We start from the raw sequence: 20,852 nt of genomic DNA on the forward strand, positions 1-20,852 counted from the left end.
TACTTACCTTGTAGTTGTTCTAAGCTGTTCTACGTTTTTAATAAACGTACTAATTTGCATTTTAAGCTCGGTAAAATGAGGATTATAAGTTAAGCGCTGTAAAGCCGGATAGTGTTTTAAGTTGGCGCTTGTACGCTCTCCTAGTTGTGGGTTTTTAGTTGTTTTACATGTTTTATATAGGGACTCGTCGTTAATAAAGCTGCCACAATTGCGATAAGTTGCGTTAATTCCATAATGTGGATTTTGCGGTGAGTTAACAACAGCAATATGCGACATACCATGAACCTTTTTACATTGACGTGTTGTGCATTGCGGATTATTTACTGTGTAGTCACTAGCAAAGTCTGGCGGTAAAATATCAGTGCTTCCATAAAGTACTAAAGTATCGAGCGGCTTATATTTGATTGAATTACCTTGGTGTAATGCACTTAATAATTTTAGCGTGGCACGCGTATCTATCGTGGTATCAATATCGCTAAGTACACTAAAAATAGGTAATTTAAGTGCAGGGCGTTTGTTTAAGCTACTTACGCTTGCAAGTGACATTGCATCGTACGAAGCGGCAGCTGCATTTAAAGGAAATGACTCATACTTAGCAAAGTCTACATCGGCGTCTTTATCAATCCAATTAACAAAGGGTATGGCATCAATCCACTTTGCTATCCAGCCGTACTTATTATGTGGCTCAGAGCCGGGCGAATAAAGCATAAGCGCTTTAATTTTAGGGGATACAGTGTGTTTGGTTGCGTAATCAATAAGTAACGCTGCACCGGTAGAGTAACCTGCGAGTATCACCTCATCAAAGTCTTGCACCGAGCGTTCAATACCGTATTTTATTGCTTGTTGCCATTGGCTAACGTCTACATTGAGTAAAGCACTTGCGGCGCTTCCATGTCCTGGTAATAAAATAGTACGCACAGTATAGCCTTGCTGATAATACACTTGTGCTAAATCGTGATACGTAAAGGGTGAATCAGTTAGCCCGTGGATTAGTAGTGCAACTTTATTACTGTTTGGATGCGTGAGCTCAAAAGGAGCAATAATATCTGCAATAGTAGGGTCAGGTTTTCGCGTACCTTGTGTTACTAATTGCTGATAGGTTTGTGTAATAACAGGGCATGGCATATTTGCACGTGGATTGGCTTTATTTATATGTTTATATGCAAAATCTAAGTAATCGTTAAATGGCAAAAGGGCGTGGTAATTAAAGCGCTGGTGGTTGTGCTCATTTTCAAAGCGTAATAAGCCTTGTTGCTTACTTTTTGTTATAAATTTAAAGTCGCTCGCCTGCGATATACAGTTTTGAGCGACAGCTGTATGAGAAAAAACACTTAAAACAAAACCAAAAGCTACTCTTAAAAATACTCTTGAAACTATTCTTAAAATTAAACCACTATTGTTCATTAACTTCTGCATATTGGACAAGACACTCGGTTAGCTTAATGAGTTCAAGCGGTTTTGCAAGATGTTGATTAAATCCAACTGCTTGTGCATGTGCTTTATCCTCTGGCATTACGTCGGCAGTTAAAGCAATAATAGGGAGTTCTTGCTCGGTTTTAAACTGGCGGATCAGTGCCGTTGCTCTATAGCCATCCATTACAGGCATTTGGCAATCCATAAGCACTAAGTCAAAATGCTGCTTTTTCACTATATCGACCGCCAACTCACCGTTTTCTACCATATACGGCACAATCCCTAACGAGCCAAGCATCGCTTTAATAACCATTTGATTTACAGGGTTATCCTCTGCGACCAAAATGTCTAGCGAAGTAATATTAGTATTATCAAATGTAATAACATGTTCTTTTTTAGGCTCTGTTGTTTCTAATCGCATTGAAAATGTAAAAGTAGAGCCTTTATCTATTTCACTTTTAAGGGCTATTTCTCCCCCCATTAATTGGCTTAGCTCTTTTGCTATTGTTAAGCCAAGTCCTGTACCGCCAAACTGCCTTGAGGTAGAACTATCAGCTTGGGTAAATGCGTTAAATAATTTTTTATGCTGGCTTGGTTTTATACCTATTCCGGTATCACTAACGTTTATAACAAGCTGTACTTTATTGGCGGCAGTAAACTCTGTTTCTATGTTTAAAGTAACGCTGCCTTGGCTTGTAAATTTAATCGCGTTACTACATAAATTAAGTAATACCTGCTCAATTCGCATAGGATCACCGATAAACCAGGTATTTAAAGGTAGCTTTGAGTTAACTTGCCAGTTAATACCTTTGTTAACTGCGCTTTGTTCAAACATATTGTCTATGCGTGTTATTAAGGCACCTAAGTCGAATGCAATAGATTCAATAACTAACTTTTGGGATTCTATTTTTGATATATCAAGAATGTCATTAATTAAGTTTAATAAACTTTTAGATGATGAGTTTATTTTATCTAAATAGCCAATGAGTGTACTTGCACTGTCTGTTTCTCGAGCAAGTGAAGAAAAACCAATAACGGCGTTTAATGGTGTACGTATTTCGTGGCTCATATTCGCTAAAAATTGGCTTTTAGCCTGATTAGCTAAATCAGACTGCTGCTTTGCTTGTGCGAGTGAGTGTGTACGCTCTGCAACTTGACGTGTAAGTGCAATTTGTTGCTGATTAAACAGCAGTAAAACCATTAAAATTAAAGAACATACGACAACTTGAAGTATGAGCAATAATAGAGTTAGTTGGCTATTATGTTGTGTTAAAAAGCTTTCTTTAAGGGCTAGTTTTACAATCCATTTTTGCCCTGCAAAGTCCACGTCAAACGACATTAAACGGCTACCTTTGGCTTGCTGAACATCTTGAGAGTAATTACTATAAAACGGCGGTGTGTTTGTATCTTCGTATATACCAATCGAAAACATATCAGACTGTTCTTTAGAAATGGCCTGCTCAATAATACTACGCACTAAAAATATACCAGTGGCATAGCCTTTAATTGTTTTTTCATCGTTATATTGAGAGTACACAGGGGCAAATAATAAATAGGCTGGTTTAGGTTGTTTGGTTTGCACCAACTGAATTATTTTAGTTCCGACTGGCATGTACTTTATAGCGGGGTTAAGCAGAGAGTTTTTTCGATCAGGGTTTGAAAATACATTAAAGCCAATCGCTTTTTGATTACCATTAAAAGGAGCTATGTATTTTACTATAACAAGGGGATCGTTAATTTCAAGAGGCTCACCGACTATATCAATATCTAAATGGTAAATGTTTGATATTTCTTGAGCAAAGACTTCGCGTTGATCTTGAGGTATTTTTGCATTCCACGATAAAGCGTTAATAAACTCGTATTGAGTTAGTAACTGACTAGCATAAGAATAAAAATCTTGCTGGCTCAGCATGGGAGATGATTGAACCTGACTTGCTAAGCTCTGCACTGCAATAATACTGCGATTTGTATATCTATAAAGGCTGTTTTCTATAACGTGGACTTCACGTTCGGCAATTTTAATAGTGCTTATACGATTTTCCTGATCGTATAATTGTGTTGTTACCGCGACTGATAAAAATAAAACTGAGCATACTGCAATTGTCGGAAATGCCGATATAGTATGTTGATTAGACTTTTGTGGTAATAAAGAAAGTAAAAACGGAGTCGCAATTAATACCCCTAATGTATCGCCAAGCCACCAGTAAATAACATTATTCCAATGATTATCAATACTGTAAATCGAGTTAAATTGACTCAGTGCGAATACGCCAAAGTTAGCTGAAATTAAGCTGACCAATATGGCTATGACAAGAATAAAGTAAATTATATTCTTGCGCTTTTTAAAGCGCAGCGGGTGACCAAGCCAATACTTTAAAAGAGCTGCGCCGACCATTGCCTGTATAACAACACCAAAGGCGATATACATAGCCTCGTTAAATGAGTTACCGACCAGGACTAACTCATGAGCTGAACTATCAAAAATATTAAGGTTAAAGGCAATTGCAGCTATAAATAAAGGCGGGATAAAGCGCCACCACCAAATATAACAACCGACTAGAGCTATGCCGGCAGGTAACCAAATTGGAATTATTTGCGAGTTAAAAGCAAGTTTAGTGAGTGCTATGCCGACTAAAAAATATGCTAAAGCAAACATGATGTAAAAAATAATGGAATGATTTTTAGAGTTAAAATTTTTCACATAAGGTCCAAGCAATTATTATTATCGTTTTGAAATATCAGTATAGCTAACAGTAAGTTATTTTGGTTATTTTTATAATGGTAACTGTTTTTTGCTAAATGACTGCTTTAACACGACTGTTGATTCTATATTTGCAATACAACTTAAACTACCTAGCTGATGTTTTACAAATGTTTCGTAGCTCTCAAGATCATGTGCAATGATTTTTAATAAATAATCATAGCTTCCTGATATTACACAACACTCTAATACATGTGGTAACTTTTCTACATGTTGCTCAAATTGCTCTGCAGCACTTACCGAGTTTTGGCTTAATCGTACGAATGCATATACCAACACATTAAGGTTAAGTGCTTTAGGATTTATGGCGGCGTGGTAGCCGGTAATAATGTTTTCTTGCTCTAACTTTTTTATACGCCTTAGGCAAGGTGTATCCGATAGGTTAATACTGCTGGCCAAGTCTGAAACCGACATACGAGCTTGGCTTTGCAGTGCAATGAGTAATTGCTGATCTTTTTTATCTAACATAGTTGTCGGCTTTTATTAATTATTTTTATATTTGTAGTGATTATTGCTAAGTATTGCAGTTTTTACTAATTTTTTTGGCGTTTTACCCTCGTTGAACTCTGTTAGCATTTAACTATAAAAATAATAGAGCACACCAATGAACACACATACCGCTATTTTCGATCACTGGATACGAACAGAGTTTGTCACTTTAAATAGTGAATTAGAGCAGCTTTATTGGCAGCAAACCGATAAAGCAAATGTAGAAGGAATAGGTGAGGCCTTAAAGCAACAATTAGAAAAAGAAGGCAACGCATTAATTAGCAATTTATTAGCCGAGGGAAACACAGATCAAGGCTTTGATAGCGCTTTTGACTTACTCGGTAACGTAGGATTGTTTATGGCGGCGTGTAGGCGCCATGAAATTACTGAGCCAAGCAGAGAAACTACTTCCCCACTAATAGAAGCCTCAGCGCTTGCTATGCATATAGGCGCATCCATTGGCGTAACCCCTCGTTTTGCTACCGCCCACTTAACTACTCATAACAAAGCACTTAACGGTATTTATAAACGATTTACCAATTTACCCGACGAAAAGCTATTTCTTGATTATAACACTCAAGGCATTTTGGCCTACAAACGGGCAAGTGATGCATTATTAAAAATATTACCACTGGGGATTTCGCATCCTTTATGTGGTGAGTTATTAAAAGTAGCTAAACAGGCACTTATAGATGTAATTGAGTCAAACAATGCACTTTATTCTGAGCTCGATACAGATCGCTTTTTTAACTGTGTTCGCCCTTATTATAAACCGTACCGTGTAGGTAAAGAGGTTTACAGAGGTGCAAATGCTGGTGACTTTGCAGGTATTAACGTGATTGATATGTTACTAGGGCTTTGTAGCGCAAATGAGCCTAGTTACTCGCAAATGCTGGTGGATAAGTTTTTATATATGATGCCAGAGGATCAACAAATCCTGCGAGAAGCCATGCGTATGCAAAGCTTTATGGATGACTTTTTACAAGCAGAGCAATATAAAAATACAGATTGGTTTAAAAGCCACGCAACGTTATTTATCCAAGTGTGTAAATTACATGGTGACACCGCAGTCGGTCATCATAATCAACTGGTTGAAAAGTTTATTGCTCAGCCTTCAAAAAATATGCAACAGCAGCATATGAGCAAGGTAACAGCAAGTGGTCCGCCGCTTCATGTGTTGCTTGATTCGCTCGAAAAATTAAGAGATAGGCGAGCCAGCGCAAAACGCGACGATATAAAAACACGTTTTGACGATCTAAATACACTTAAAAAATGGGTTAAATAGCATGCTTAAAAATGATTTTTGTATGGCTGATGGCTGTTATTTACTAAACCACTCGGTAGGGCGTCCTCTTAAAAATACGCAGCAATATTTAGCACAGCACTATTTTTTACCGTGGGAGAGCTCAAATCAAGAACCTTGGCAACAATGGCTGCCCGCAGTTGAGCAATTTACTACCGCGCTTGGTAAGTTATTTAATGCGCCTAGTTCGCAGTTTTGTCCTCAGGTTAATTTATCAAGCGGCTTAACAAAGTTGCTTATGTCGCATCCACGGCTACAGCAAAAAAATTGTAAAGTGCTTATGGCGCAAAGTGATTTTCCGAGCATGGGTTTTGCAATGCAAAAAGCATTACCAGAGTGCGCACAAATTATGTTTATACCAGAGCACGAAAACCTAACTGATATTAGTGTTTGGCAGCGTTATATAACTTGTGATATCGATTTAGTTTTTATAAGCCATGTGTATTCAAATACAGGTGTACAGGCGCCTGTATACGATATTGTAGCTATAAGTAAATTAACCAATAGCTTGTCAATAATTGATGTTGCTCAATCAGCGGGTGTTATACCCCTTGATTTAAGCGTACTCGATGCTGACTTTATGATTGGCTCGAGCGTTAAATGGTTATGTGGTGGCCCAGGTGCAGCTTATTTATGGGTTAACAAAAACCAAATAGAGTATTGTGAGCCTAAAGATGTGGGTTGGTTTTCGCATCAAAATCCATTTGAGTTCAATATAAACCACTTTGAATATAACGCCAGTGCGCTCAAATTTTGGGGGGGCACTCCCTCTGTAGCGCCTTATATTATTGCCGCAAATAGCATTGCTTACTTTGCAGAGCTAACTGCTCACAAGGTAAGGGATCATAATTTAGCTATGCTTACGCTTATTCATGAGCAACTAGGCAAATATGTTGCATCACCTATGAGTAGTGATAAATGCAGCGGGACTGTTATTTTGTTTTTTAACAAGCAGCAAGACCATGTACTTACAGGGCTTAATAAAGCGAAAGTCAGTGTAGATGCTCGTAAATTTGGGATACGAGTATCGCCACATATTTATAATACTCAAGAAGACGTTGAGCAGTTTATTTCGATAGTAAAACGAGCGCTTAAGGGTTTTGGCTAAGCTGCTGCTTTCTTTTTTTTAATGACTCTATTTTTTGCTGCGTTTGATTAATTGATGCGTCGTAAGCTTGCTTTAACGAATTTGTTTTAGTTGCGATAGCATCAGCAATAGACGAAGCGCCTAAACGATTGGCTTTATCTTGAGTCATGTAATCTATCTGCTGTTTTTTAGCTGCGTATTCTTTTTGGCTTTGTGCAATAGATAGCTCAAGGCGCTTTATTTCTCGTTCTATTTGTTGAACTTCTAAGTAGTCATCCACAGAGGTGTCGGTAATACCTTTACCGGGCGTAGAGCTTTTGTATGCTTCAATTACGTTTATATCTTTAAGAGTAATAACTTGTGCATCTTTAGCGCAAGGCGTTTGGCTAAAGGTAGGAACGCCCTTAATTACACACTTATACACTGTTGTACTTTGTGCCAAGGTAAAAAATGGTGCTGCCGCGCAAACTGATAGCAATATGAACCGGATCATAGCTAAACCTAAAAGTGGCTAAAGTTATGTTAATAATGCCCTAAGTTATTACTAGGCACAATTTGTTTAGTTTTTATAATTTTTAGGTACAAAAAAACCACAATTAAGTGGTTTAAATTAAGTATGGTCCAGAGGGAGGAATAGACTTGCTTACATCCATGTAATCAATCGCTGCGCGACGCTTGCAGCGGCCCAAAATGTTCCAGACATTTTGTCGAACCCTGTCGAGGGTTCTCACCCTCCCAATTTAGTATCGGTGTTAAATTTTAGGCACAAAAAAACCACAATCAAGTGGTTTAAATTAAGTATGGTGGAGAGGGAGGGATAGACTTGCTTACATCCATGTAATCAATCGCTGCGCGACGCTTGCAGCGGCCTAAAATGTTCCAGACATTTTGTCGAACCCTGTCGAGGGTTCTCACCCTCCCAATTTAGTATTGGTGTTAAAATTTAGGCACAAAAAAACCACAATTAAGTGGTTTAAATTAAGTATGGTGGAGAGGGAGGGATTCGAACCCTCGATAGAGCTACAAACTCTATACTCCCTTAGCAGGGGAGCTCCTTCGGCCACTCGGACACCTCTCCAACGCATAACCGTTTGTATTGATGGAAGTAAAAAAAGCCACCAATTAAAATATGGTGGAGAGATAGGGATTTGAACCCTAGATGGGCTATAAACCCATGCCGGTTTTCAAGACCGGTGCATTCGACCACTCTGCCATCTCTCCGTGACGCAGAATAATACTTAGGTGATACCGCTGTGTAAATAGCAAAATGACTGTTTGCCTAAAAAACGTACGTAAATGAGGTTTTTTTTGTAAATAAGGGGAAATTAAGGCAATTTTTAATAAAATAAATAGGTTGCAGCAAACAAGGGGGAGCTAAATAAGTGACTTCATTTAGTGGTTGAGTGTTCGCTGCACCGAAAAATAATCATGGTTGGGTGATTATTTATATTGAGCTGCGCCGCTAAGTGCTAGTCTTTTACCAATAGTGTTAAGTCTAGCTAACATTCTTGCTTTACGGTTAGTTGGTTTAACTGCTACTTGAGCTGCTGCTGTTTGATTTAATGTGTTAATTGGTTTCATTATTTTGCTCCGGGTTGTATATGTTGAAATCGCGTGCATTTTGCACGTTGTTTGATTAAAAAGACAACGATAAAAATTGAGCCTGACGGATTAGTTAAACTAATCCTTATTGATTTTATTAACGTGCGGTTCAGTGTTTTTTATTATAGTTTTTGCATAAATAGTTAAAATAAAATCGTCTTTACTCTCGCCAATACTGGTGTTTGTGTGTTTTTTTATTTATTTATATGCATTTTAAACAAACTTTTTGACTAGTTATTCAGATTAAAAAAACTCAATTAAACTCTTTTTTATTCGTTCTTAAATACATTGTTGGAAACAAAAGCTTGTCACTACTAATAATTATTAAACCAAGTACAAAAAAACAGAGTGAAAAATCACTAATGTGGCTTAAAAGCATCTGTAAAAAACGCAGTTTTTCTTATTGTATGTTTACTACAACGGGAAACTTTAACGATGACTGTGCTCAAATAAGGTTGCTACTGAGTAAATTTACCAAAGTAGTTGTACTTGGCGGAGACGGTACATTGAGCTTGGCGGTTAATGCGTTAATAGGGAGTAGCTGTACGTTAGCATTATTGCCTTGCGGTACAGGTAATGATTTCTCGAGAGGGTTTAGTTGCAAAGAAGATGATTGGCGAAAGGCATTATTTAATACACCGACAGCAATTGATGTAGGAAAAATTAATAGTCGCTATTTTATTAATATTGCAGGGGTAGGGTTTGATGCTCATGTAGTTAAAGCGATTAATGCTAAAGCTAGTTTTTCATCTTTTGATTACAGTTGGACGAGCATTAAAGAGCTATTTTATTATCAAGCTCAGCAGTTACAAGGTACGTTTAATAACGATGTTCGGCAGTATAAAAATTTAATTACCGTATTTGCTAATCATAAGTACTTTGGTGGTGGTCTAGAAATAGCGCCAAAAGCAGATTTAACTGATGGGCTGCTTGAGTGTTATCAAATGCGATCGGGTGGGCTTTTTTATAATGTAATAAGCTTTATGAAGTTGTTTTTTAAGCGCCATCAGCATATAAAAAACCTTAACTACAGTCGCTTAAATACAGCTTCTATAAAAACTGAAGGGTTATTGATTGAAGCAGATGGTGAACTGGTAGGTAAAACTCCTGCCGTTATTAGTGTGCATGGGCAGGTTTTACTTTTTCATATGCCAATAAAAAAGCGCCTAAAGTAGGGTAGGCGCTTTTACGTTAGTTGCGTTAATAACGCGTCTAACTGGGGACGGAGCCACTTTTAGCCATTGCTCTATTAGCTAAAAAGGCGTTAATTCGTTTTGTTGGGGTAAGCACAATGGCGTTACCTAATAGCACTAGGCTAAATCCTGCAAAGGTATTTGCGTGCCATTCAAAGCCTTCAAAAAAGCTACTCAGTGTTACTGCCACTAATGGGAATAAAACAATAACGTAGCTGGCTTTTTCAGGGCCTATATTTCTAAGTAGAGCAAAGTAGCAACCAAAAGCGATTACAGTGCCAAATATTGATAGATAAAGTAGTGATAACCAGTAACTTGGTGGAGCGTTTAAACTAAATTGCACATCGTTCATTAATACGTATAAAGCCAAGCCTATAGCGCTGTATAACATACCCCATGCATTGCCTTGCAATACACCAATTTGTTTACGAGAATTACGAACGCTTACCATATTTCCTAATGAAGCCACAAAGGTGCCACCAAGGGCAAGTAGTAACCCGACCAATGCACCATTACTCAAGTCGAACTGCTGTAACTGTGGCCAAAACAGACACGTAATACCTAATACAGCGAGTACAGCACCTGTATAAATTCGTTTTGAGATTGGCTTACCAAAAAATAACCGAGTATTGACTATGTTCATAACCAGCAGCATTGAAAAGGCAATAGAGGTCATGGCTGAGGTAAGGTGATTTTGTGCCCAGTAAAGCATTAAATAATTTAATCCAAAATTACAAATGGCTAATAAAACAAAAAAGCCATGATCCAGTAACTTAAATCGCATGTCGGGTTTTTTGTACGCTACATATAACCACATTAAAAGCGCTGCAATAGCAAAGCGATAAAATAACGATAACTCTACCGCAATATCACCTAACTGAAACTCTATGGCTAACCAAGTTGAGCCCCAAATTAAAACGGTTGTAATGTATAGCGCTGCACTTTTCATGGTTAGTCTCCAAAGCCCGGTTGAATGGCTATTTTAAGACCTATCTGTATACTTACCATATACAGAAAAGTAAAAATGTAACCTATACAGATTTGGTGTGTGATGATAAGACAAAAAAATAGCCAAGGGCATGAGTTTTTATATCAGCAAGTTATTCAGTTGATTAGAGATATGAGCGCTCAACAAGTTTTACTCCCCGGCGAAAAACTTCCATCACTGCGTAAAATGGCAGATAACTTAAGCATAAGTATCCCCACTGTAAAACAGGCTTACCAGTCACTTGAAGATCAAGGGTTAGTAGAGGCGCGTGAAAAATCAGGATATTTTTTAAAAGTCGTTAGCATGGCGCATAATTTACCTAAGCGAGTTAAATTAAGTCGCGAACCTGTTGTGGTAAATAAACAAGCCTTAATAGAGCAGGTGTACAGCGCGATTCATCAAGCGAACGTAGTCCCTTTTGGTATCGCTAACCCAATTGCCGCAGCACCTACCGATAAAGCACTCGCCAGAAACATGCGCCGCGTAATGACAATTGCGGGCAGTAAAGCCATAAACTATGGCCCAACAGATGGGTTTGTACCGCTGAAAAAGCAATTAGTGCATCGCTATTTAGATTTTGGTATTGGCATTGATATGGACGAGCTTGTTATCACCAATGGTGCGCAAGAGGCCATGGCTATTGCGCTTAAGTGCGTGACAAAGCCTGGCGATGTAGTGGCTATTGAGACACCTTGTTATCACGGGATTATAGAGCTAATAGAAAGCTTAGGGCTTAAAGCGCTCGAAATACCACTGTGCCCAGATAATGGCATTTGGTTAAGCGATTTGGATCGCGCTTTGAATGAGCATGACATAAAAGCGTGTTTATTCTCGACAGCAATTAGCAACCCTGTGGGCAGCTTTATGCCAGATACAAACAGGCAGCAGCTGGTGGAGTTACTCGAAAGCCACGACGTAGTGCTTATTGAAGATGACGTATACGGCGATTTATATTTTACGGCAAAACGAGGCACACCTGCTTTAGCGTACTCTAAAAAAGGATTAGTGATCAGTTGCTCATCTTTTTCTAAAACCGCAGCGCCTAGCTATCGTGTGGGTTGGGTCGTTGCCGGTAAATTTGCAACACAAGCACGGCGATATAAACGAGCACTAAGTTGCTCCGCTTCGTTAATAAACCAATGGGCGTTATCAGAATTTATTGCCAGCGGCGAGTACGACCGTAACTTAAAGGTACTCAGGCAGCGCCTGCGCGATAACAAAGAGCGTATGCGATGGTGTTTACAACAAGCTATGCCAAAAAATACACGTATAAGCGATCCAAAAGGAGGCTGTGTAATGTGGCTAGATTTAGGAGGCGAATACGATAGTCAAAAATTATTTTTACTTGCTCTTGAGGTTGGTATTAGTATTACCCCTGGGCTTATTTTTTCAGCCTCTAATAAGTATAAAAGCTGCGTAAGGTTAAGTTATGGTGTGCCGTGGAGCGAGCAGATAGAGCAAGCAATAGTTACATTGGGCAAGCTTACTTTATTAGCTAAAAAGTAATACCAATCTGCTTATATATGGGGTCTATTTAACGTTAAGAAAATTACGCTAGAACTAGGCAAAAGTTTTTGTATCTAGTTGTTCTAAATAAAAAATTTTTAACGAAGTTATAGTGCAATTTAATTCGTTAAATTGATCAAAGATTTATGCAGGTTGGTATAACTTTGGGAAACACAAAAAAGCAGCATTTAAGTAAACTTAAGTGCTGCCAAAGGGATGTTAAATAACGTTTGCTGTACTAATTCTGTTTAAAGCTAAATAACTGGTAACCTTTAAGCTCTGGCACTTGCATTACTAATTGCTCTTCTTGTTTTGCAATATCAGCAAAGTTTTCACATAAAGAGTTAGCTCTCTCTTCAAGTGCGCTTGCATGTAGCTCTACTTTTTCTTCTATTTGTGCACCCATATTTTCCATGCGTTGTTCAAAGGCATCCATATCGCCGCCTGAACCAAGTAACTCAGAACCTAAAGCCACTAAAATGCTGCCCATTGATTGCATTACTGCTGATTCAACCGCTGTTTCTATCTGCTGCTCAAATTGTTGTTCAAAGTTTTCGCCAAATTGATTAAAACTTTGTTGGCCCATTACAAATGTACCTTGCTGGTAAAATGTATTTTCTACCTCAATTTTAATGTCGTCCATAAGCTCAGACATATTATCAAGACCGTCAATATTAAATGCATTGCCTACTTCTTCTAATGCTACACCGGCAATTTTAACACCCTCTAACGCTATATTAGCTACTTCAGGTAATTGAGTGCGTAAGCTGTCAGAGTACTTATTCAGTGCTTCGCGTTGTGAGCTATTAAGCGCTACAAGCTCGCCATTTACGGTTAAGTCACCATGGGTATTAAATTGCATAGTTTTATTATTGGCAGTAAAAATTTCTAATTCGTTTGGTTTAATACGTACATCGTTTTTAAATTCGACGTTACATTCATCGTTACTAAATGAAATTGCAGAATCGTTGTCGTTATGAGCCATAGCGGCTGGCGTACAAATTAATGCGCTAACTAATAGTAATTTTTTCATGTTTGTTCTCTACTTTTTGTTGATGACGATTAATTAATAACAAGTTTGATGCCAGTTTTATTTTTCCATAAAAAACAATTGATTAAGTGTTTTTCTTCATTTTTTAGCAAGTCAAAAAAATTAATAAATAGCTATTTTTTAGTCAAATTGGCTAACTAATAAAAATTAATAAATTTTATTTATCGATACGATAAAAAACTCTCACTTTCCTCAATTCAAATTTAGCGCTATTTATTCACATTACTGACATGAAGACTATTTACAGTAGTCGCGTGGCTTTATTTTGATGTTAATTTGCAGAGCACTTTGGCATTAAACATTTTTAATTTTACCGGCTATTGCGATAATAAAATCCTTGGTTGGTCTCAAACACTTTATGGAGTGGGTTGTGGGTAAGACATTTAGTTACGATGCGCTAGATGACGATTTTGTTGAAGACGAGTACGAAATGCTCGGACGTAATCAACACGATAAGAACAAGCAAAAGGTTAAAAAGAAGTTGGAAGACTACCTTGAGCAAAAACGCTTGCGTAAAAATCTAGGCGAAGACGATTTAAGCGATTACACCGATTAAATTTCACTAGTATAAATAAAATACCAATTAATATTGAGAGTTTAAATGTGCAGTTATGCGTATGTTTAAGTTTCAGTAGTATTGGCAATAAAGAGGCCTTGCGCCTCTTTATTACTTTTCAAAGCGTGCTTTTAGCCTGTGCCAAAGCTTTTTGAATTGTAAGTTCTAGCTTTTCGGGTTTAGTAAAAGGTGCATAACGTTTAATTGGTGTACCATCTGCGGCAATTAAAAATTTAGTAAAATTCCACTTTATTTTACGTGTTAAAAAACCAGGTAAAGCCGATTTCAAGTGACGAAATACAGGATGTGCATGCTCACCGTTTACATCTACTTTGGCCGCCATTAAAAAGCTCACACCAAAATTAATTAAGCACCCTTGCTCTATTTGTGTTGCGTCGCCGGGTTCTTGCTGACCAAATTGATTGCACGGAAATCCCAGAATAACTAAACCTTGGCTGGCATATTTATTATGCAAAGCTTGAAGCGACTCGTATTGGTAGGTAAATCCACATTTACTTGCGGTATTAACAATAAGCACAACCTTCCCTTCAAAATCATTAAAGTTGATAGGTTGACCCTGCAAGCTTGTTGCGCTTAATTGATGGAATTTGTGCATATTGGCGTCTTTTTATTGTTGTTAGCCGCATTTTAACCTGAGTGCAGTATTTCATAAAGTATAAAGATCGCACTAATTTAAAATTAGAAATAGCCCCATACCGGCAAGCGTAGTGTAATAAATATTATGTGTTTTGTAGGCAACAATAATGGCGACTATTGCTGCGCTTAAATAAGGGTTTTGCCAGTTTAAGTTAATGCCATCTTCATTCAAAAACACGATAGGCACCCAAATTGCTGTAAGCACTGCTGGTGCGCTAAAGCTTAAAAATTGCTGCATTTTAGGGCCTACTTTAAACGGCAAAGCACGGTGTAAAAATAAATAACGCGTAAAAAATGTAATGCACGCCATGAGTAAAATAGTCGTCATCATGGCGTTACTTCCTTTTTAGTGGTTAGTCTTGCTGTGCTGTAACCTGCGGCCATTGCCAGCAGCGCTGAGCAAACAAGCCATAACTCAAATCCTGTGCTTTTTAAAAGCGTTGCGCTAATGCCTGCTACAATTACCGTAACGAGTGAGGCCAAATTTTTAATGCCCGGAATAACCAAAGCTATAAACGTGGCAGCAATGGCAAAGTCGAGCCCTAAATTAGTTAAGTCGGGCAGCATTGTGCCTGCTACAATGCCAATTAACGTCCAAATATTCCATGCAATATAAAAGCTAAAACCAGCGCTCAATGCGTATATTAAACGTGTTTTTGTTCTGTACGCTTTTCTATGGTGAGAAAATGCAAATAGCTCATCGGTTAATACAAAACTTACTGGTAAGCGCCAACGCATAGGTTGGTCAATTACCTTATGACGCACAGCTAAACCGTATAAAAAGTGCCGAGAGCTAATAATAAATGTTGTGAATAAAATTGTGAGCAATGGTGTGTTGCCCGCCATAAGTTCAATCGCAACAAGCTGTGCAGAGCCTGCAAAGACTAATAACGACATTGCTTGGGTTTCTAGTGCACTAAAGCCATTTTGAATCGCTAAAGAACCACATAAAATGCCCCAAGGAACAACAGCTAAACACAGTGGTAGCATATCTAAAAAGCCTTTTAAAATAGCTTTTTTAACTGGTTGCATGATATTTACTCGCACGGCTTGTAGAATGGCTCATAAGGATACCTTAATATTATGATGTTAAAGTAGTTAACGAATTAGATAATACTGTTTTTTTAAGGATAGGCGCAATGACGACGTTAAAAGTGTGGGATGGGTTTATTAGATGCTTTCATTGGTTTTTGGTTGTAAGTATTGCGGTGCTTTATTTTAGTATTGAAGAGGGCATGATTGAGCTTCATTTTGTTGCTGGGTTCTTTACTTTAGCACTCATCGTAACGCGTTTAATATGGGGCATTATCGGAAGTGAAACCGCGAGATTAAGTGGGTTGCTGCACTCTCCTCGTGCTATTTTAAAGGCACTAAAGACACCAAGCGACTCGCTAGGTCATTCAGCACCTGGCAGTTGTATGGTAATGGTATTTTTTATAATTATAATTACGCAGCTTATTACCGGGTTAATGAGTAGTGATGGCATTTTAACTGACGGCCCGCTTGCTCAATATGTGTCTAGCGATACGATTGATTTTGCAAATTGGCTACATGAGCTGAATTTTGACATTTTACTTTATGCTATTGGTCTACATGTATTAGCTATTATTGTTTATAGAATAAAAGGTAAGCCGCTAGTTAAGGCGATGATCACAGGCTCAAAAGAGTTAAAAGCGGATGACTCTGAGGCTAAAGTAACAAAAGCGTCTTGGCCTGCGTGGCTAATATTTATATCTTTATTGGTGTTGCTGATATTTACGTGGGCAAAAGAACCTTTAACTTATTTATTTAGTTAAAAACACATTAAACCAACCTTAAAGGGTTGGTTTTTATTTTTGGTTACATTCTTTTGTTTGATTGTTATGCGGGGCCGAATTATAATCGCCGCATTGCTGGCAAACTAATCGAAAGATTAGGGCGCAAAGTTTCCGGTCTAAGGCTTTTTATAAAGCTATGGTAGCGGGACTACTGCATAACGTGTTGTTATGTATCACTTGCCCTCAGTGTATTTTTTGTGTATCCATAGTGTATGGATAAGATTTTGTAACTCTTAAGGTGTTGCCGTGTTTATGCATACGTCGTTGGCCTGTGGAAAGTGGTCAACAATAGGTTGCTTAAATCATCATACCCAATTGTTTATTGGCGATGTGGTGAGTGTAACCTTTTATGACATGCAAGGAGAGCTAGTTAGTTTATCATTTGATTACAAAATCACCTCGCTTGAACAAGGTGAACCTCACGCATGGCCACGTTTAGTTGCCGAGCATATTAACGTTCATGTACCCCTTGTTAGCGCAGGTAAAATGACCGAACAAGGTTTAATTGTAGCCTATAGAAACAATGAAATTTTTGCTTTGCAAAGCAGTGGTATATGTAAAGCGCATGTCGATTTTCATTGTATTGCAAAATGCGATGAGCGTGTTGTTAATAACCTTGATACTTATGATTACGTGTACCCTGAAAATTGTGAAAACTATAATGCGGGTACAAAGGTATTGCAGCCAAAAACAGGGCATGTTTATCAATGTAGGCCTTGGCCATTTAATGAGTTTTGCCGCGCGAGTGACGATAAAAAGTTTATGTTCGAGCCCGGTATTGGACAAAGTTGGGCTATGGCTTGGCAGCAAATATAAGGCTGTTAGTGAATTATCTTCCCAAAGGTATAGCGGTTTTAGTAATGAAGCGTTTACCGTTTTAGCCCATCCAACTATTGGATGGGCTTTTTTATTTTTATGATAAACTGTAAATCACGTTATTTTTTTAATTGGTTTTGTTGTGTCTCGTCCTGACTACTCTTTAAGTTTATTACCTAATTTCCCGATTGCTAAACAGCAAGCCCATACATTAAGTACTCATAATAAAATACGCACTGATAATTACTATTGGATGCGTGATGACGATCGTCAGGATGAGCAAGTACTTGCACATTTACATGCTGAAAATGCATATTGTGATGAACAGTTAGCTGCAATGAAGCCACTCCAAAATACACTTTTTGAAGAGTTAAAAGCACGCATTGTAAAAGACGATAACTCGGTACCCGTTAAAGACGGGAAATACTGGTATCACTCAGAAGTTCGTGGTGATGATGAGTACTCTCGCCATTATAGAAGCACGAGCATAAAGGCTGATGATAAAGAGCTTTTACTCGATGTGAATATATTAGCTGAGGGATTTGAGTTTTTTGAGCTAGGAGAAGTCGCACTAAGCCCATGCGAGCAGCTTATGGCTTACTCTGAAGATACTGAAGGTCGTCGTATTTATAATGTTCGCTTTAAAAGCTTAACGACCGGTGAAATGCTACCTGATGTACTTGAAAATACAGAAGGGCAGGTTGTTTGGGCTAACGACAATAAAACTGTTTTTTATGTAAAAAAAGATTTAAAAACGCTACTAGGATACCAAGTATTTAGGCATGAGCTTGGCAGCGAGCAAAGCCAAGATGTAATGGTTTACGAAGAGCAAGACAGCAGCTTTTTTATGGGGCTTGGTAAAAGCCGCGACGAAGGCCTAATTATTATTGATTTAGCATCGACAGAGACCAACGATACATGGGTGCTTGATGCTAATAAGCCCACTGATGAATTTAAAGCATTAATGCCGCGTGAAGATGGCCACGAGTTTGACGTAGATAAGCTAGGTGACACATTTTATATTGTGACTAACTGGCAAGCTAAAAACTTTAGATTAATGACGGCAACAAACGAAACGATTGCTGATAAAACACAATGGTTTGAGCATACAGCTCACAGAGAAAATGTACTGCTTGAAGGTGTTGAGTTATTTAATGACTTTTTGGTATTGAGTGAACGCGAGCAAGGGCAAGCTCGATTCGTAGTTGTTAATAGGTTAGGGGATCGTATGGCACTTGAGTTTGCCGATCCTTGTTATTATGCTGCAATAGCAATGAACCCAGAGCCAGACACTCGCACTGCGCGTATTTATTACTCAAGTTTAACAACACCAGGCTCTTTATATGATGTTGATTTAGCAACTGGCGAAAAAACACTACTTAAACAGCAAAAAGTACTCGGTAGTTTTAATGCCGATGACTATCAGTCGGAGCGATTAATGGTAACTGCTCGCGACGGAGTTAAAGTACCTGTATCTGTTGTTTATCGAAAAGACAGCTTTAAAAAAGATGGCACAAATCCGTTATTTCAATACGGCTATGGCGCCTATGGCTATACGATTGATCCTAGTTTTTCTAGTTCGTCACTGAGCTTGCTCGATCGTGGCTTTGTTTATGTTATTGCGCATGTTCGAGGCTCTGAAATGCTAGGTCGCGAATGGTATGAGCAAGGTAAAAAAGAGCATAAACAAAATAGCTTTAGTGACTTTATTGATGTGACAAAAGCGCTTGTTGATCAAGGTTATTGTGATAGCAATAAGGTGTTTGCCTCAGGCGGCAGTGCCGGTGGCCTATTAATGGGGGCGGTTGTAAACCAGGCACCAGAGTTATATTGCGGTGTTGGCTGTCATGTACCATTTTTAGACGTATTAACCACAATGCTTGATGAAAGTATTCCACTCACAACAAATGAATACGATGAATGGGGTAATCCAAATGAGCCTCAATTTTATGATGTGATAGAAGCTTACTCGCCTTATGACAATATTAGCGCACAAAACTACCCGAACATACTCGTTACTACCGGTCTTCATGACTCACAAGTACAGTATTGGGAGCCTATGAAGTGGGTTGCAAAAATGCGTGAACTTAAAACAGACAGTAATATTTTAGTATTTAAAACCGATATGGATGCAGGTCATGGCGGTGCATCAGGTCGTTTTAAAAGCTTAGAAGAAAAAGCCCTCGAAATGACCTTTTTTATTGCGCTGTTAAATTAACTGCAAAATCGGAAAATTGTATTACTCTATATATAGACGTTGATATATATAAGGTAATTTATGTTTGGAGCACATGGCGAATTTCAGATTTGTTCACAGCCCCCTCATATGTATTTAAAATTGAAGGGGAGCTTTAACAATGAAGGTATAACATCATTAACTAATGGTGTTATTCAAGAATTGAGCACTCACCCTGAAAATACGATTAAGTTTGTGATTGTTAACTTAAAAGAGTTTGAACTGTTAACTTTAGATAGTCTTGATTCGTTAGAGGCCTATTTTGCGGGTGTAAAAGAACGTGGCTATCAACGAGTTGACTATATAAACATTAATATCATAGCTAAAAACATGTTTGAAAAAGTATGGAAAAATAGCGATGTAGAAGTTAATTTTTATAAAGATACTGAAAGCTATTTATTAGTGCATCCAAGTGATAGTTATATAAAACAGAACTGGTAATTAATATGAGTATTATAAACCGCTACTGAAGAGGGCTTATAATACTCTCTAAACACCCTTTATAGCGCCTTGAAAGGTTTAAGCACATATCGTTTTTAAGTCTGACTTTATAATCGCCACTGTCAGTAGGCATCAGTTCGCAGATAGCTTGTTTTCTTACCAGCGTTGAGCGATGAATACGAATAAACCCTTCTGGCTCTAGCTGCTGTTCAATATTTTTCATGGTTTCGCGGTGTAATACCGGTGTACTACCTTGGGTAAAATGCAGCTCTACATAATTGCCCGCACCATTAATCCAAATAATATCTTTTATATCAATTAGCCTTACCTTACCTACATCTTTAACTACGATATGTGATGATGGTTTTTCGGTTTGTGTGCTTTGTTGATATTGACGTTCGGCCGCGCTTGCAATCGGGCAAAGGTGAATCAGTTTATCAAAGCATTTATCGATACGTGGTGCAGTTGAATCTACTATTAAAAAATCAACAGCGCCAACTTCAAAAGCAAAACTCGCAAAATGACCCGACTGGGCAATAATGACTAACTTAAGCTTTTTAGCTAGCTCTGTTAAATGCACTATTTGCATAGGGTCAGCCAGATTAGTTAGTTCGTAAAACAGTACGTTGTATTGATCTGTATCTATCTGATCTAATCTGTTTGCCTGAATAAAAGATTGAGATTCAAAGTGTCGGTGCTCTTGCACGCGCTTTGTTAAAAATGTTGCAAACTTAGTGTTACTAACAAAAGTTAATGCATGAAAAGAAGCGACCATTATTTTATTTCTCTTGCTGTATATAATAATAAAGACCGTGCTTAGCGGAAAAACTGTTATGAAAAGTACAATATATTTATAAAATAATTGTGACGTACTAATTCGTCCCATCAAACTAGCTATTCATACCAAAGATTACGCCTAATAAATAACGTACGTAG

The 20,852-nt window shown here is 38.0% G+C and carries 20 protein-coding genes, 2 tRNA genes and 1 riboswitch; of the genes, 9 read left to right on the forward strand and 13 right to left on the reverse strand.

Annotated elements, in window-relative coordinates; genetic code table 11:
* Nucleotides 1-3 precede the first annotated feature (3 nt).
* The 3 genes from AAEY62_RS16355 to AAEY62_RS16365 form a co-directional block, all read right to left on the reverse strand.
* A complete protein-coding gene (locus AAEY62_RS16355; protein ID WP_350635390.1) occupies nt 4-1,404 on the reverse strand; it encodes an alpha/beta hydrolase in 1,401 nt (466 codons plus the stop codon).
* Nucleotides 1,394-4,114 (reverse strand): ATP-binding protein, encoded by a 2,721-nt coding sequence (locus AAEY62_RS16360; RefSeq protein ID WP_165736355.1) that lies wholly within the window; start codon nt 4,112-4,114, stop codon nt 1,394-1,396. Before AAEY62_RS16360 ends, AAEY62_RS16355 begins: the two co-directional genes overlap by 11 nt.
* Nucleotides 4,115-4,186: 72 nt before the next feature.
* Complete coding sequence (locus AAEY62_RS16365) at nt 4,187-4,642, reverse strand: Lrp/AsnC family transcriptional regulator (protein WP_007579788.1); 456 nt, start codon at nt 4,640-4,642, stop codon at nt 4,187-4,189.
* 136 nt (nt 4,643-4,778) lie between these two features.
* On the opposite strand from AAEY62_RS16365, the gene AAEY62_RS16370 reads away from it, so the two are divergent.
* Nucleotides 4,779-5,948: a PrnB family protein gene (locus tag AAEY62_RS16370; protein WP_024589494.1), complete on the forward strand. Its 1,170-nt coding sequence runs from the start codon at nt 4,779-4,781 to the stop codon at nt 5,946-5,948.
* Between the two features lies 1 nt (nt 5,949).
* The gene (locus tag AAEY62_RS16375; RefSeq protein WP_197113834.1) at nt 5,950-7,074 is read left to right on the forward strand and encodes an aminotransferase class V-fold PLP-dependent enzyme; all 1,125 of its coding nucleotides are present in this window, start codon (nt 5,950-5,952) and stop codon (nt 7,072-7,074) included.
* Here the strand turns inward: AAEY62_RS16375 and AAEY62_RS16380 are convergent.
* From AAEY62_RS16380 to AAEY62_RS16395, 4 genes are all read right to left on the reverse strand, one after another.
* Nucleotides 7,058-7,546 (reverse strand): RNA-binding protein, encoded by a 489-nt coding sequence (locus AAEY62_RS16380; protein ID WP_350635393.1) that lies wholly within the window; start codon nt 7,544-7,546, stop codon nt 7,058-7,060. The two genes, AAEY62_RS16375 and AAEY62_RS16380, sit on opposite strands and share 17 nt — an antisense overlap.
* Before the next feature lie 492 nt (nt 7,547-8,038).
* Nucleotides 8,039-8,131 (reverse strand) — tRNA-Ser (locus AAEY62_RS16385).
* Nucleotides 8,132-8,183: 52 nt separating this feature from the next.
* Nucleotides 8,184-8,274 (reverse strand) — tRNA-Ser (locus AAEY62_RS16390).
* 219 nt (nt 8,275-8,493) lie between these two features.
* Entirely contained in the window at nt 8,494-8,634 is a 141-nt protein-coding gene (locus tag AAEY62_RS16395) for a hypothetical protein (protein WP_010554841.1), read from the reverse strand.
* Between the two features lie 326 nt (nt 8,635-8,960).
* On the opposite strand from AAEY62_RS16395, the gene AAEY62_RS16400 reads away from it, so the two are divergent.
* Complete coding sequence (locus AAEY62_RS16400; RefSeq protein ID WP_024589492.1) at nt 8,961-9,830, forward strand: diacylglycerol/lipid kinase family protein; 870 nt, start codon at nt 8,961-8,963, stop codon at nt 9,828-9,830.
* 37 nt (nt 9,831-9,867) lie between these two features.
* On the opposite strand, the gene AAEY62_RS16405 is transcribed toward AAEY62_RS16400, so the two are convergent.
* Nucleotides 9,868-10,797, reverse strand: a complete 930-nt coding sequence (locus AAEY62_RS16405) for a DMT family transporter (RefSeq protein WP_007579798.1) — start codon at nt 10,795-10,797, stop codon at nt 9,868-9,870.
* 102 nt (nt 10,798-10,899) lie between these two features.
* On the opposite strand from AAEY62_RS16405, the gene AAEY62_RS16410 reads away from it, so the two are divergent.
* Complete coding sequence (locus tag AAEY62_RS16410; protein ID WP_165736358.1) at nt 10,900-12,342, forward strand: aminotransferase-like domain-containing protein; 1,443 nt, start codon at nt 10,900-10,902, stop codon at nt 12,340-12,342.
* 238 nt (nt 12,343-12,580) lie between these two features.
* On the opposite strand, the gene AAEY62_RS16415 is transcribed toward AAEY62_RS16410, so the two are convergent.
* A complete protein-coding gene (locus AAEY62_RS16415; protein WP_010554844.1) occupies nt 12,581-13,375 on the reverse strand; it encodes a YggN family protein in 795 nt (264 codons plus the stop codon).
* A gap of 388 nt (nt 13,376-13,763) precedes the next feature.
* Here AAEY62_RS16415 and AAEY62_RS16420 point away from each other — a divergent pair, with 388 nt between their 5' ends.
* Nucleotides 13,764-13,949, forward strand: coding sequence for a PA3496 family putative envelope integrity protein (locus tag AAEY62_RS16420; RefSeq protein WP_007579801.1), 186 nt, complete (start codon nt 13,764-13,766; stop codon nt 13,947-13,949).
* Nucleotides 13,950-14,067: 118 nt separating this feature from the next.
* On the opposite strand, the gene AAEY62_RS16425 is transcribed toward AAEY62_RS16420, so the two are convergent.
* The 3 genes from AAEY62_RS16425 to AAEY62_RS16435 form a co-directional block, all read right to left on the reverse strand.
* The gene (locus AAEY62_RS16425) at nt 14,068-14,565 is read right to left on the reverse strand and encodes a glutathione peroxidase (RefSeq protein WP_010554845.1); all 498 of its coding nucleotides are present in this window, start codon (nt 14,563-14,565) and stop codon (nt 14,068-14,070) included.
* Nucleotides 14,566-14,637: 72 nt separating this feature from the next.
* A complete protein-coding gene (locus AAEY62_RS16430) occupies nt 14,638-14,937 on the reverse strand; it encodes an AzlD domain-containing protein (RefSeq protein ID WP_004335020.1) in 300 nt (99 codons plus the stop codon).
* Nucleotides 14,934-15,638, reverse strand: coding sequence for an AzlC family ABC transporter permease (locus tag AAEY62_RS16435; protein ID WP_024589490.1), 705 nt, complete (start codon nt 15,636-15,638; stop codon nt 14,934-14,936). Before AAEY62_RS16435 ends, AAEY62_RS16430 begins: the two co-directional genes overlap by 4 nt.
* A 107-nt stretch (nt 15,639-15,745) precedes the next feature.
* Between AAEY62_RS16435 and AAEY62_RS16440 the strand changes: the two genes are divergently transcribed.
* The 4 genes from AAEY62_RS16440 to AAEY62_RS16455 all read left to right on the forward strand — a co-directional run bounded on the left by AAEY62_RS16440 (nt 15,746) and on the right by AAEY62_RS16455 (nt 19,916).
* Nucleotides 15,746-16,402: a cytochrome b/b6 domain-containing protein gene (locus tag AAEY62_RS16440; protein ID WP_350635395.1), complete on the forward strand. Its 657-nt coding sequence runs from the start codon at nt 15,746-15,748 to the stop codon at nt 16,400-16,402.
* 88 nt (nt 16,403-16,490) lie between these two features.
* Nucleotides 16,491-16,579, forward strand: a riboswitch (cyclic di-GMP riboswitch).
* Between the two features lie 96 nt (nt 16,580-16,675).
* A complete protein-coding gene (locus AAEY62_RS16445) occupies nt 16,676-17,239 on the forward strand; it encodes a hypothetical protein (RefSeq protein ID WP_024589489.1) in 564 nt (187 codons plus the stop codon).
* A gap of 142 nt (nt 17,240-17,381) precedes the next feature.
* Nucleotides 17,382-19,457: a S9 family peptidase gene (locus AAEY62_RS16450; RefSeq protein ID WP_350635397.1), complete on the forward strand. Its 2,076-nt coding sequence runs from the start codon at nt 17,382-17,384 to the stop codon at nt 19,455-19,457.
* Between the two features lie 60 nt (nt 19,458-19,517).
* Nucleotides 19,518-19,916: a hypothetical protein gene (locus tag AAEY62_RS16455; RefSeq protein WP_007579808.1), complete on the forward strand. Its 399-nt coding sequence runs from the start codon at nt 19,518-19,520 to the stop codon at nt 19,914-19,916.
* 22 nt (nt 19,917-19,938) lie between these two features.
* Here AAEY62_RS16455 and AAEY62_RS16460 read toward each other — a convergent pair whose 3' ends face one another.
* Nucleotides 19,939-20,691, reverse strand: coding sequence for a LytR/AlgR family response regulator transcription factor (locus tag AAEY62_RS16460; protein WP_007579810.1), 753 nt, complete (start codon nt 20,689-20,691; stop codon nt 19,939-19,941).
* Between the last annotated feature and the right edge of the window lie 161 nt (nt 20,692-20,852).

Source organism: Pseudoalteromonas sp. GW168-MNA-CIBAN-0100 (assembly GCF_040309225.1).
Lineage (GTDB): Bacteria > Pseudomonadota > Gammaproteobacteria > Enterobacterales > Alteromonadaceae > Pseudoalteromonas > Pseudoalteromonas arctica.

What these genes read in the sequence shown, in the direction of transcription:
- AAEY62_RS16355 (WP_350635390.1), bottom strand. Translation starts at nt 1,404, where the DNA reads ATGAACAATAGTGGTTTAATTTTAAGAATAGTTTCAAGAGTATTTTTA.
- AAEY62_RS16365 (WP_007579788.1), bottom strand. Translation starts at nt 4,642, where the DNA reads ATGTTAGATAAAAAAGATCAGCAATTACTCATTGCACTGCAAAGCCAA.
- AAEY62_RS16370 (WP_024589494.1), top strand. Translation starts at nt 4,779, where the DNA reads ATGAACACACATACCGCTATTTTCGATCACTGGATACGAACAGAGTTT.
- AAEY62_RS16375 (WP_197113834.1), top strand. Translation starts at nt 5,950, where the DNA reads ATGCTTAAAAATGATTTTTGTATGGCTGATGGCTGTTATTTACTAAAC.
- AAEY62_RS16380 (WP_350635393.1), bottom strand. Translation starts at nt 7,546, where the DNA reads ATGATCCGGTTCATATTGCTATCAGTTTGCGCGGCAGCACCATTTTTT.
- AAEY62_RS16395 (WP_010554841.1), bottom strand. Translation starts at nt 8,634, where the DNA reads ATGAAACCAATTAACACATTAAATCAAACAGCAGCAGCTCAAGTAGCA.
- AAEY62_RS16405 (WP_007579798.1), bottom strand. Translation starts at nt 10,797, where the DNA reads ATGAAAAGTGCAGCGCTATACATTACAACCGTTTTAATTTGGGGCTCA.
- AAEY62_RS16410 (WP_165736358.1), top strand. Translation starts at nt 10,900, where the DNA reads ATGATAAGACAAAAAAATAGCCAAGGGCATGAGTTTTTATATCAGCAA.
- AAEY62_RS16415 (WP_010554844.1), bottom strand. Translation starts at nt 13,375, where the DNA reads ATGAAAAAATTACTATTAGTTAGCGCATTAATTTGTACGCCAGCCGCT.
- AAEY62_RS16425 (WP_010554845.1), bottom strand. Translation starts at nt 14,565, where the DNA reads ATGCACAAATTCCATCAATTAAGCGCAACAAGCTTGCAGGGTCAACCT.
- AAEY62_RS16430 (WP_004335020.1), bottom strand. Translation starts at nt 14,937, where the DNA reads ATGATGACGACTATTTTACTCATGGCGTGCATTACATTTTTTACGCGT.
- AAEY62_RS16435 (WP_024589490.1), bottom strand. Translation starts at nt 15,638, where the DNA reads ATGCAACCAGTTAAAAAAGCTATTTTAAAAGGCTTTTTAGATATGCTA.
- AAEY62_RS16440 (WP_350635395.1), top strand. Translation starts at nt 15,746, where the DNA reads ATGACGACGTTAAAAGTGTGGGATGGGTTTATTAGATGCTTTCATTGG.
- AAEY62_RS16445 (WP_024589489.1), top strand. Translation starts at nt 16,676, where the DNA reads ATGCATACGTCGTTGGCCTGTGGAAAGTGGTCAACAATAGGTTGCTTA.
- AAEY62_RS16455 (WP_007579808.1), top strand. Translation starts at nt 19,518, where the DNA reads ATGTTTGGAGCACATGGCGAATTTCAGATTTGTTCACAGCCCCCTCAT.
- AAEY62_RS16460 (WP_007579810.1), bottom strand. Translation starts at nt 20,691, where the DNA reads ATGGTCGCTTCTTTTCATGCATTAACTTTTGTTAGTAACACTAAGTTT.